Below are 12,587 nucleotides of genomic sequence, written 5' to 3'. Positions count from 1 at the left end.
TAGCCTATGAAAAAAGCATTTCTTTTTATCTGCTTGTTGCTCCTAAATAATATTTATGCACAACAACTAGCGGTATTAAAATACAGCGGTGGTGGCGACTGGTACGCTAATCCTACAGCGGTTCCTAATTTAATAACCTATTGTAATGATACTATTGGCACCCAATTAGATACAGAGGTAGCAACCGTTGAATCCAGTAGTATAGATATCTTTCAGTACCCATTCATTCATATGACAGGACATGGTAATGTTGTTTTTAATGAAGCAGATGTTCAAAACCTTAGGAATTATCTTTTAAGTGGAGGTTTTCTTCACATAGACGATAATTATGGAATGGAACCATATCTGAATAAAGAGCTCATTAAATTATTCCCTCAAAAAGAACTAGTGGAATTACCGACCTCACATCCTATTTTTAATATTTATGCAAAATTCCCAAAGGGCTTGCCTAAAATACATGAGCATGAAGGGCAACGACCACAAGCCAAAGGTCTGTTTCATGAGGGAAGGTTGGTTTTGTTATTTACTTACGAAAGTGATTTAGGTGATGGATGGGAAAGTCCAGAAGTACATAACGATCCGCCCGAGGTACGCAAAAAAGCTCTAGATATGGGAGCAAATATTATCAAATACGTTTTTATCAATTAAGCTATGAGCAAAGCAGTACATTCAAAATCAATAGCTTTTGGTATTCTAAGAGCCTTAGGGATTATTTTTGGAATCTTAATCCTTTTATGGTTCCTGTGGGAAATACAGTCGGTGCTAGCTTATATAGGTGTTGCTGCTGTACTTTCACTCATAGGAAGGCCTATCGTACTTTTATTACGCGATAGGTTGAAACTTCATAATACGATAGCCGTAATAGTGACTCTATTGATACTTTTTATGCTCATTATAGGAGCTATACTATTGATTATTCCTGTGATTACAGAGCAAAGTGAAAATTTAAGTCAAATAGATCTTGAAGAGTTACAAATAAATGTAGAAATTCTCAACGAACAAATCAGTGATTATTTCGGTATTCAAAGAGTTAATATTCTAGAACGGCTTCAACAAATGGATTACTATGAAAACCTGAATATAGACCTTATACCGCAGTTTGTAAATGGGTTCTTTGGTACTTTAGGTAGTTTTATGATAGGTTTATTCTCTATATTATTTATCACATTTTTCCTTCTTAAGGACAGTCGTCTTTTATTAGAAGGAGTTTTAGTCTTTTCTAAAAAAGGAAATGAAGGTCAGTTTTTAAGAGCATTTACCAAAATAAAGCAACTGCTTTCCAGATATTTTATCGGACTGGTTTTTCAGGTCTTTATCTTATTTGTTCTGTACAGCATCATTTTATTTATTGTAGGAGTGGAGAATGCCATAATTATTGCCTTTTTCTGTGCATTGCTTAACCTAGTGCCTTATTTGGGTCCAGCGATAGGATACGTATTGATGTCTGCTTTTGTGATTAGTGATAACCTAGGATCTAATTTTTCTGATATTATCTTACCTAAATTAATTATTATAGTCATAGGCTACGGATTTGTGCAGGCGATTGATAATTTTTTAAATCAGCCGTTGATATTTGGAAAAAGTGTAAAATCACATCCGCTAGAGATTTTTATCATCATTCTTATTGCTGGAATTTTATTTGGTATTATTGGGTTAGTCCTTGCTGTGCCTACGTACACAGCCATTAAAGTGATCTCTAAGGAGTTTTTAAGCGAGTACAAGATTGTTAAGAAACTGACTCAAAATTTATAGATGAATCAGGCTGTCATAAGAACAGAAGTGGACACTTATCTAAGAGCTCATTTGCCGGAGAATGCAGCTGCTTTTATGCTCAGGAAGCATCCTTTTGATAAGCTCTCCAATCAGGAGCTTACACAGCAATTAGTAGGATTACAAAAGGCGCGTCATAAATTCCCTTCTCTTTTTGAGAATCATCACATCATGTATCCGCCTAAAGTGAATTTAGAGCAAACCAGTTCTGAAATCACGGCAGTCTATAAATCGCAGCTCTATCAGATCGACAGCATGATTGATCTTACGGGTGGATTTGGTATTGACGTTTCCGCTTTCGCGAAAGCGTGTCCCTCAACAACCCATATAGAGCTCTCTAAATCTGTGCAGGAATACGCGCAACATTCCTTTCAAGTACAAGGGATTCTAACAAAGTCATTTCAAAGTGACGGAATTCAATACTTAAAAGGAAATCAAGAGTTTTATGACTTAATTTACTTGGATCCCAGTAGAAAAACAGCCACGCACACAAAGGCAATCTTGCTCCAGGACTACGAGCCTAACGTGATTAAAAATTTAGAGTTATTACTCCATAGTGGGAAAAGGCTAATGATCAAAACCTCTCCCATGTTGGATATTACGGCAGGTATCAAACAATTAGAAAAAGTAAGTTCCTTGCATATCGTCGCGGTAAAAAATGAAGTCAAAGAATTGCTTTGGGTTTTAACTAATGAAGAGGTAAGTCATGTCAGTTTAACCTGCATCAATCTCTTGACAGAGCAACCTATTTTTAAAAGCATACTAGGTGCATCGCTTAGTGCTACCTATTCCAAGCCTCAAAAGTACCTGTATGAGCCTAACGCAGCAGTTATGAAATCCCAGCAGTTTGCATCCCTAATGCAGCAATATGCAGTGCAAAAACTAGATCAAGATGCCCACTTGTTTACCTCAGAAAAGTTAATTGATTTCCCTGGTCGCGTTTTTGAAATTAAAAAGGTTTCTCTAAATAAATCTAAAATATTAAAAAGGCTTTATGCTAAAAGTGCTCGAGCAATTGTCACCCGCAACAACAAAGAAACAGTAGCGCAGCTGCGTAAGAAATACCAATTTTCAGAACACGAAACAAATTATTTATTCTTTACAAGTTCGCAGGAACTGGGAGCTATTGTTATTGAGGTAGTTAAAGTCTGAGTCTTTGTAGTGAAATAGGTGATTAAAAATTCAAAAAGCGCCCTCTGGAATAAAAAATAGGCAGTCGTAGGAGTGGTTCTTTTCCATACCCCACATCCCACACGTTTCAAAAATTAAAAGACTTCTGAATGGAATTTACTTTCTTGACTTTCATTTCTCATTTCTTGTTTCTGGCTTTTCATTTCTCGTTTCTTTTGGGTAGCTCTAATTATTCTCGCTTCTTTTGTTCTTACTTTTGCAGCTTTTAAAATCAGATCATGATCACAGTAGATAACCTTGCCGTAGAATTTAGTGGTACTACCTTATTTAGCGATGTTTCTTTCGTTATCAACCCTACCGATAAAATAGCGTTGATGGGAAAAAACGGGGCAGGAAAATCTACGATGATGAAGATCATCGCAGGGGAACAAACAGCGACTCGTGGACATGTGCGTGCCCCTAAAGACATCGTGATCGCTTACTTACCACAGCATTTACTAACGGAAGACGATTGCACTGTTTTTGAAGAAGCTGCCAAAGCCTTTAAACAAGTCATTGCGATGAAGGAAGAGATGGAGCGTCTCAATACCGAGCTTACCGTTAGGACAGATTATGAAAGTGATGCCTACATGGCGATTATAGAAAAGGTAACCGAATTAGGAGACAAATTCTATGCTCTAGAAGAGGTTAATTATGATGCTGAAGTTGAAAAAGCTTTGAAAGGATTAGGCTTTAAGCAAGAAGATTTTACCAGACAGACTGCCGATTTTAGCGGTGGATGGCGCATGCGTATGGAGCTGGCTAAAATACTACTTCAAAAGCCAGATTTGATTTTACTTGATGAGCCTACCAATCATATCGACATTGAATCTGTGCTATGGCTAGAAGATTTCTTAGTCCACAAAGCTAATGCAGTAATGGTTATCTCTCATGATAGAGCATTTATTGATACGATTACAAATCGTACTATAGAAGTTACTATGGGACGTATTTTTGATTATAAAGCTACCTATTCTCATTACCTTGTATTGCGGGAAGATCGCAGAGCCCATCAGATAAAGGCTTATCAAGAACAGCAAAAATTCATTGCTGATAATAAGATTTTTATAGATCGTTTTAAAGGAACTTATTCTAAGACTAATCAAGTAACTTCTCGTGAAAGGATGCTGGAGAAATTACAAATTATCGAAATTGATGAGGTAGATACCAGCGCTCTAAAGCTTCGTTTTCCACCATCGCCGCGATCTGGAGATTATCCAGTGACCGTAAAAGATGTATCCAAGTCTTATGAAGATCATGTGGTTTTTAAGGAGGCAAATATGTCCATTGCTCGAGGGGAGAAAGTATCTTTTGTAGGCCGTAATGGAGAAGGCAAATCTACCATGATAAAAGCGATTTTAGGAGAAATCGAAGTCGGTGGAACCTGCCAGTTGGGGCATAATATTAAGGTGGGGTATTTTGCACAGAACCAAGCTGCACTACTAGATAAAGATCTCACTATTTTTCAAACCGTTGATGAAGTCGCACAAGGAGATATACGCACTCAAATGAAGAATATTTTAGGTCGTTTTATGTTCAGCGGTGATGATCTGGAAAAGAAAGTTAGTGTACTTTCTGGAGGTGAAAAGACAAGACTTGCCATGGTAAAGTTACTTCTAGAGCCGGTAAACTTGCTCCTTCTTGATGAACCTACAAACCACTTGGACCTCAAGTCTAAAGATGTGCTCAAAGAAGCACTATCTACCTATGATGGGACATTGATTTTAGTTTCTCACGACCGTGATTTTCTTCAAGGGCTTTCTGAAAAGGTGTTTGAATTTAAACAGCAACGAGTGATAGAGCATTTTGAAACTATAGATGCCTTTTTAGAGCGCAATAGAATCAAGAGTATAGCAGACATTAATTTGATGCAGTAGAACAGCATACAAAGTATAATCTTCTAGCTATAGGTATAAGTATAGCGTTAAAGCGACCAGATCATTATTAAAGTTCTAATACTCCCACTTACGCATTTTGTTCAACTCTTCCTGTGCTTCGATTTCATCCAGCGGAATCACTTTTAAGAACGACTGGTGCTGTTCGATGGAATATTCCAACTGCTCCACAATCTTCTCTACAGAGTCGTTTTCATAATCGATTTCAAGAGGTTCTTTAATGACCATAGATTGAAGAATATTGCGTTTTTTGATGCGCAATCCTTTTTTGTCAAAACTCCGGCGGAAACCGTCAATTACGATAGGTACAACAATAGGTTTGTATTGTTTGATAATATGGGCAGTACCTTTTCTAATGGGCTTAAAAGGCTTCGTAGTTCCCTGTGGGAAGGTGATGACCCAGCCATCCTCTAATGCAATACCTATATTTTTAGTATCGTCTGGGTTTACGGCGCGATTTACCTCTTCTCCTCTTGCTCTCCAGGTTCTTTCTACGGTAATGGCACCAGCATAGGCAAATATTTTAGGTAATAAGCCACTTTGCATGGTTTCCTTGGCAGCGACGTAATAGATATTAAGTTTAGGATTCCATAGGTAACCTACGTTTTTAATACTGTCGTCCCGCCCTTTTAATGAAGCATTGAACACATGAAACATGCTGACTACATCAGCAAAATAGGTTTGATGATTAGAAACAAACAAAACACCTGTTTCAGGTAGGTTTCTGATAATGTCACTGCCTTCAATTTCCATCTCGTTAAAACCTCGATAACGACGGTGAGATAATACTCCAGCAATACGTATAAGCCATTTTTTTAAAAATAATATATGGCCAAAAGGATTTTCTTTAAATAATCCCATGTAATTTTTGATTTTAGAGGAACAACAAATATAAGTATAGCTTTTTAAATTAACACAGTGCCTACTCAAACTCCGCTGCGATAAAAGCATCTTTTATTTCTTGTAACATCATTGCAGTGGCTCCCCATACCATAACCTCTCCAAAGTAAAAACAGGGAACACTCACTTCTTTCATATAACTAGTTGATAATGTGGTGCGTTTTTCGTTACTGTGGTCCAGCAATTCTGAAAGTTTTATTTCGATCACAGATTTTACTTCGCTTATTTGAGGGGTGAATTTTAATTCCGCTTTCGCGAAAGCGAGATAAGGATAAACCATATAGTTGCTAGGCGGAATGTAGATAGAAGTCAACGGCATGATCAAGTGTTGATCGTTCCTGTTTATTCCAATTTCTTCCTCCGTCTCACGTAAAGCCGTCACGCTATTGTCGTGATCAGTCTTCTCCTTTCTACCACCAGGAAAAGCAATCTGACCGCTGTGTTTGCCAGTAGATTCTGTGCGCTCAATGAGCACAAAATGCGGAATATCATTTTTAGGGTAAATCAGCATCATCACAGAGGCCTCTTTAGGAGCGCGATTCTCTAAAGCAATGCGCTGCATCTCATCCAGACGTTTTACCGCAGCCATTTTAAGCTGAGATTCTACGCCCGGAAGTGGTAATTTCTTTAGCTTTGACAGCTGATTCAAAAAATCATCAAATGAAGTCAATTTTCCTCGTTTTAATACTGGTGTTGTGTGGTACCTCTTGTAAAGATACTCCACAAGTTCAAAAAATCATAAAAGAAGAAGTGCAGGATACGGTAAAACGATTAACAAAAGAGCAGCGCATTTTAGAAAAAACATACAAACGGCAGCTTTCTACCAGCGGTGATACCTTGCTTGCTTACATACCACAAGATAGTGTAAAGGTGTTTTTTACGAGGTATGGTAAAGAAAACCCCGAGACCAGAGTAGGTTTAATAACTACTTATGGAGTCATAGAAATGGAACTACTTACAGAGACTCCTATTTACAGGGCTAGTTTTATTTACCTTATTAAAAACGGGTATTTTAATGGAACTTATATACATCGAGTAGTAGAAGACTTTGTGATACAAGCTGGTAATAGTGATGAAATCTTACCTTCTTTAAAAAGAGCGAGCGCTGGTAACTATAAACTGCCACCACATTTCTTACCAGGTGTGAAACATGAAAGAGGTTCTTTAAGCAGTGCCAAACAATGGATTGATAATCCTCAAAATTGGCATGATCCGTTTGATTTTTTTATCACTTTAAATTCCTCTCCACATCTGGATAAGGAGCATACCATATTCGGCAGGGTTACAAAAGGAATGGAAATCGCAGATCAGATCGCGCGAGTGCCGAGGGATGAAAGTGACTGGCCTAAAGAAGATATTTTTATAGATATGGAAGTCATAGAGTAGTATGGACGCACAGAAATTTACTCAAGCAAATCATCGGGGATCTCGCAAATATTTGAAATTAAAATCAAACTTGAAGCTGTTGTTTCTCCACCTTGAGGCTTTGCGCAGAGCCTGTCCCAGTGACTGGAGAACGCAAATAGAACAAAAGCATCTAGATAGTGCTAGCACCGCAGCCTCATTGTCCTAGCGGTTATTTCCCCAAAGGTGAAAAATCTATGTGCAAAAGTCTTTCGAGTTAAAAGCCACTGATTCTGTAAAAAAATGTAATGATGTTATACAAATAAGCCCCAATAAAATCAAAGATTTTATTGGGGCTTATACTTCAAAAAATTATTTTCACCTCGTACCTAGTACCTATACACTATGGCATTGATATTCATTCCCGCACCTACACTTGCAAACATAACCACATCCCCTTTTTCTACTTTGTGTTGCGGCATTTGTCCACGTATTACGAGATCCATTACCGTAGGAACTGTTGCCACAGAGCTGTTTCCTAATTTGTGAATGACCATAGGCATAATATCCTTAGGCACTTCCATATCGTAGAGTTTATAGAAACGATTTACGATAGCTTCATCCATTTTTTCATTAGCCTGATGAATAAAAATCTTTTTAAGATCTTTGATATTTACACCAGCTTGATCCATTGCTTCTTTCATTCCTTCAGGGACTTTAGAAAGCGCAAAGTTGTAAATACGACGCCCGTACATTTTGATGTATTTGGTTTTGTTTTCTACGACTTTATTGTAAGAAGTTTCATTGAAGATAAAATAAGTTTCTTCTTCTGTATACGTGGCTGTTGCTTGTCCTAGAATACCATGTTCATTATGACTAGGCTCTAAAATAGCTGCTCCGGCACCATCAGAATAGATCATAGAATCTCTATCATGCGGATCTACCACGCGGGATAAAGCTTCAGCACCTATGACCAGTACTTTTTTAGCCAGTCCAGATTTGATAAAAGAATCTGCTTGAGTAACACCTAGAATCCATCCAGGACAACCAAATAAGAGGTCATAAGCAACACACTTAGGGTTTTTTATACCTAGTTTGTTCTTTACGCGACTGGCAAGACTAGGAACCATATCACTGGAACCGCCATCTGGTTTTACGTCACCATAATTATGTGCAACGATTATAAAATCAATAGTTTCTGGATCACAATGAGCATCTGCTATTGCTTTTTGTGCAGCAAAAGTAGCCATATCGCTAGTTACTAGTGCGTCATTCATATACCTGCGCTCTTCAATACCTGTGATAGCTACAAACTTTTGTATGATGGTGGCATTATCGCTACCAAAGGAGCTACCATCATTATTCAAGAATTCATGATTCATGAACTCTTCGTTTTTTCTCACAACATCAGGAATGTGACTTCCTACTCCAGTAATTTTTGCTCTCATGCAGCCAGTTTTCGATCTTACAACTAACAAAAAAAGTGATTTATAAGGTTTGTTCCTAATAAATAACCATTGAATTTGAAGGATTTTTTATTTTATTGAGAATCATTAAAATATTATGCGATTTTATTGAGAATTATATAATGCAATGAATAGTAAATAGGGTATTTGAGAATTTTCGTTATAAAAATTATAGAAATTAACAAGCTTTTTATACCCTGCTGGTGTCCATTCTTTGAACTTTTTTGATCCGATTAAAGCTTTAAAAAGCACTCTTTTATATTCCTGCTAGAATTTTTAAAGTCATCTTCTAAAATCTTAAAAACGACTGCTACTCAACAATTGTTTTGCTTTGTTCTCAACTCCTTTATGAGCTCCAATTTCAGCCAAATTTTTTAGCGTTTCTTTGTCGATAATTATAAAACGGTATTGGCTAAGTTATTTTATAGGTAGGTATGAGAGTTTTTTTGTTACAGTATAAGGGATAAAGCAATAGATCAGCAATTGTTGATTCTTTCACTCAAATTCTGGAGAACATTTCATATTATCGCTATAGGGCTCGATATATTTCAAGAAGGCCTTTCCAGCGCTGTTGGAGTAATTATAAAAATAGTTTGTTTTGGTATTTGAAGCCACTCGATAAATATATTCTTTACATCCATACGTGTATGGTGAATTGATGCATACAATTGCATAATAGTGAATGGAGTCATCTACTGAAACCTAATGAAAACTAACCTTTGAAATAAAAGAACTGTCTTAGCTGGTATAAGTCGCGCCATAATCTTCTTGTTGTACCAACTCAATGATTTCTTCACAAGTCTTTGAAGTTGAAGTTGTAACAGAAAATAACGCGGTAGCGAGAAGTAAGAAATATTTCATAATTGGTCAGGTATATAAAGGAACCACTTAAGTTAGTTCCTTTTAACTAAAGACCGTTGAGGTAAACCTTAATTCTAATTCATTCTAAATGAAGATCAAAAAAAACCGAATCAACTAGCAGCTGATTCGGTTTTTAAATTCGATCATCTCATGAATAGTCTTTGGCTCTCAAAGACTACTTATCAGATTTAATTTTCTATATACTCTTCCATTGGAGCGCAAGTACACATCAAATTACGGTCTCCATAAGCATCGTCTGCGCGACGTACAGTAGGCCAGAATTTATTGTCAGAGACATATTCTAGAGGATATGCCGCTTGACTTCTTGTGTATGGGAAATCCCACTCGTCTGCAGTGATCATTTGTAAGGTATGTGGACTGTTCTTAAGAAGGTTGTTGGGTTCCTCTATAGAAGTTTCTCCAATCTCTTTTCTTATAGAAATCATTGCGTCACAGAAACGATCCATTTCTTCTTTAGATTCAGACTCTGTAGGCTCAATCATCATCGTTCCCGCTACGGGGAAAGATACGGTAGGAGAGTGGAAGCCATAATCCATCAAACGTTTTGCAATGTCTACTACTTCAATACCGTGGTCTTTAAACGGGCGACAGTCAATGATCATTTCATGAGCAGCACGGCCTTTTTCTCCTACATATAAACAAGCATAACTACCTTCTAGACGTTCCTTGATATAGTTGGCATTTACAATCGCATACTCGGTAGAACGTTTTAAACCGTCAGCACCTAGCATACAGATGTAACCATAAGAAATCAAACAAGCCAGTGCACTACCGAAAGGCGCGGCACTAATAGGAGTGATCGCTTGAGCACCACCAGTAGGGATAATAGGGTTAGTAGGTAAGAATGGAACCAGTTGTGGCGCCACACATATAGGTCCTACACCAGGTCCACCACCACCATGAGGGATGGCAAAAGTTTTGTGTAAATTTAAGTGACATACGTCTGCACCGATGTTTCCAGGATTTGTTAATCCTACCTGTGCATTCATATTAGCCCCATCCATGTATACTTGACCACCATTTTCATGGATAAGTCCCGTAATTTCTTGAATGGCACTTTCATAAACTCCATGAGTAGATGGATAAGTTACCATCAACGCACTTAAGTTGTCTTTATATTTTTCTGCTTTTTCACGTAAATCATCCACATCGATGTTTCCGTTTTCTAGCGCTTTGGTCACGACTACTTTCATTCCTGCCATTACAGCACTCGCTGGATTTGTTCCATGAGCACTTGACGGAATCAAACAGATGTTTCTATGTTCGTCACCACGTGATATATGATATGCACGTATGGTCATTAAACCTGCAAACTCTCCTTGTGCACCAGAATTAGGCTGCAGTGAAGTTCCAGCAAAACCGGTTGCTTCATTCAATTGCAATTCCAGTTTTTTCAACATTTGCTGATAACCTTCGGCTTGATCTAGGGGTACAAATGGGTGGATATTTCCCCATTGCGGATTAGAAAGTGGCAACATTTCTGCTGCAGCGTTCAATTTCATCGTACAAGAACCTAGTGCAATCATTGAGTGATTCAATGCTAAATCTTTGCGCTCTAATTTTTTGATGTAACGCATCAACTCTGTTTCAGAATGATAAGAGTTGAATACCTCATAGGTCATGAATTCGGTTTGACGACCTGTTCCTAAATGTGTTTTCTCTAATAATTCTGTGATAGGAGAGAAGTCTTTGTTGACCGCTTTCGCGAAAGCGGAAACAATATCATTCAAGTCTGCCAAAGAAGTAGTTTCATTTAAAGAAACCTGAACCGTGTCAGCATCTGGATAATAGAAATTGATTTCTAATTTCAGCGCTTCTTTTTGAACTGCTGCGGCATCTACTTTGAAACTCAATGTGTCAAAGAAATTCTCATTAGTCTGGTAAACACCTAATTTCTCAACAGCGTCAGCAAGAGTAGCTGTTTGGGTGTGTAATTTATTTGCGATAAACTTCAAGCCACGTGGGCCGTGATATACTCCATACATACCAGCCATTACAGCAAGTAGTACTTGTGCGGTACAAATATTTGAAGTCGCTTTGTCCCTTTTAATGTGTTGCTCACGCGTTTGTAACGCCATGCGCAAGGCGCGTTTTCCATCGGTATCTTTAGTTACTCCTATGATACGTCCTGGAATTTGTCTTTTAAATTCTTCACGTGTTGCAAAGTAGGCTGCGTGTGGTCCCCCATAACCTAATGGAATACCAAAACGCTGTGTTGTTCCTACTACCACATCTGCTCCCCAATGTCCTGGAGCTTCTAGCAATACAAGTGAAAGTATATCTGCTGCTACTGCTATACGGATATGGTTTTCTTTGCAAGTTTTTGCGAAAGCGGTATAATCCACCACATTCCCACTCGCACCAGGATATTGTAATAAAATGGCATAATAACCATCATTAACATCGATTTCCTGAGGGTTTCCTTCTACCAATTCAATGCCTAGCGGAATCGCGCGAGTTTTCAAAAGCTCTTTAGTTTGCGGTAAAGTATCTTGATCTACAAAAAACTTCACGACATTTTCCTTCTTCTGAGCGCGTTCACGAACAGAGAAAAGTAAGGTCATCGCCTCAGCAGCGGCCGTAGATTCATCTAGTAGTGATGCATTAGATAACTCCATACCAGTAAGGTCTGATATCATGGTCTGGTAATTCAATAAAGCTTCTAGACGTCCTTGAGCAATCTCTGCCTGATAAGGAGTGTAAGCAGTATACCAACCTGGGTTTTCTAATATATTTCTTTGGATAACAGCCGGTGTAATAGGTGCGTGATACCCAAGACCTATATAAGATCTAAATTGTTTGTTTTTATTACCTAATTTATTGATGTGACTCAGGAATTCATACTCACTCATCGCTGGATCTAATTGTAAATCTTGTTGAAGGCGTATGTTTGCTGGGACAGTTTCATAAATTAGTTGTTCAATAGATTCAATACCTATTGTTTCAAGCATGGAGGCAAGGTCTGCCTTGCGAGGTCCGATATGTCTAAGGGCAAAACGATCTGTATTCATAGTACTTATGTGGTCTATATTTAAGATATTGAATTCTTGCTGAATTCTCTGCAAAAGTAGTCGTTTAAGATATCTAAACTAACAAGGGTTAGTCTTTAAATAAATGATTTTTTCAACCTTTATTAGGGGGTTATTAACTATGTGCTGTA

At 37.8% G+C, this 12,587-nt stretch carries 10 protein-coding genes; 5 read left to right on the top strand and 5 right to left on the bottom strand.

The window, feature by feature from the left end:
• Positions 1-6 precede the first annotated feature (6 nt).
• From F0365_RS15810 to F0365_RS15795, 4 genes are all read left to right on the top strand, one after another.
• The gene (locus F0365_RS15810) at positions 7-648 is read left to right on the top strand and encodes a DUF4159 domain-containing protein (RefSeq protein WP_169934588.1); all 642 of its coding nucleotides are present in this window, start codon (positions 7-9) and stop codon (positions 646-648) included.
• A gap of 3 nt (positions 649-651) precedes the next feature.
• Positions 652-1,752: an AI-2E family transporter gene (locus tag F0365_RS15805; protein WP_169934587.1), complete on the top strand. Its 1,101-nt coding sequence runs from the start codon at positions 652-654 to the stop codon at positions 1,750-1,752.
• Positions 1,753-2,922: a THUMP-like domain-containing protein gene (locus F0365_RS15800; protein WP_169934586.1), complete on the top strand. Its 1,170-nt coding sequence runs from the start codon at positions 1,753-1,755 to the stop codon at positions 2,920-2,922.
• 257 nt (positions 2,923-3,179) lie between these two features.
• A complete protein-coding gene (locus tag F0365_RS15795; protein WP_169934585.1) occupies positions 3,180-4,817 on the top strand; it encodes an ABC-F family ATP-binding cassette domain-containing protein in 1,638 nt (545 codons plus the stop codon).
• Between the two features lie 75 nt (positions 4,818-4,892).
• Here F0365_RS15795 and F0365_RS15790 read toward each other — a convergent pair whose 3' ends face one another.
• Together F0365_RS15790 and F0365_RS15785 are read right to left on the bottom strand one after the other, a co-directional pair.
• Positions 4,893-5,696 carry a lysophospholipid acyltransferase family protein gene (locus tag F0365_RS15790; protein ID WP_169934584.1) on the bottom strand — a complete coding sequence of 268 codons (804 nt, stop codon included), beginning with the start codon at positions 5,694-5,696 and terminating at the stop codon, positions 4,893-4,895.
• A 61-nt stretch (positions 5,697-5,757) separates the two neighbouring features.
• Complete coding sequence (locus F0365_RS15785) at positions 5,758-6,405, bottom strand: NUDIX hydrolase (protein WP_240961736.1); 648 nt, start codon at positions 6,403-6,405, stop codon at positions 5,758-5,760.
• Between F0365_RS15785 and F0365_RS15780 the strand changes: the two genes are divergently transcribed.
• Positions 6,396-7,121, top strand: coding sequence for a peptidylprolyl isomerase (locus tag F0365_RS15780; RefSeq protein WP_169934583.1), 726 nt, complete (start codon positions 6,396-6,398; stop codon positions 7,119-7,121). The two genes, F0365_RS15785 and F0365_RS15780, sit on opposite strands and share 10 nt — an antisense overlap.
• Before the next feature lie 347 nt (positions 7,122-7,468).
• Here the strand turns inward: F0365_RS15780 and F0365_RS15775 are convergent, their stop codons facing one another.
• The 3 genes from F0365_RS15775 to gcvP form a co-directional block, all read right to left on the bottom strand.
• Entirely contained in the window at positions 7,469-8,527 is a 1,059-nt protein-coding gene (locus tag F0365_RS15775) for a 3-oxoacyl-ACP synthase III family protein (RefSeq protein ID WP_169934582.1), read from the bottom strand.
• 756 nt (positions 8,528-9,283) lie between these two features.
• Positions 9,284-9,406: a hypothetical protein gene (locus tag F0365_RS16710; RefSeq protein WP_262889018.1), complete on the bottom strand. Its 123-nt coding sequence runs from the start codon at positions 9,404-9,406 to the stop codon at positions 9,284-9,286.
• Positions 9,407-9,594: 188 nt separating this feature from the next.
• Positions 9,595-12,438 carry an aminomethyl-transferring glycine dehydrogenase gene (gcvP, locus tag F0365_RS15765; RefSeq protein ID WP_169934886.1) on the bottom strand — a complete coding sequence of 948 codons (2,844 nt, stop codon included), beginning with the start codon at positions 12,436-12,438 and terminating at the stop codon, positions 9,595-9,597.
• Positions 12,439-12,587 lie beyond the last annotated feature (149 nt).

The sequence above is a fragment of the Nonlabens sp. Ci31 genome, from assembly GCF_012974865.1.
Taxonomy (GTDB): domain Bacteria; phylum Bacteroidota; class Bacteroidia; order Flavobacteriales; family Flavobacteriaceae; genus Nonlabens.
Note: the sequence above shows the minus strand (reverse complement) of the source record. Positions and strands in the feature narration are given on the sequence as shown.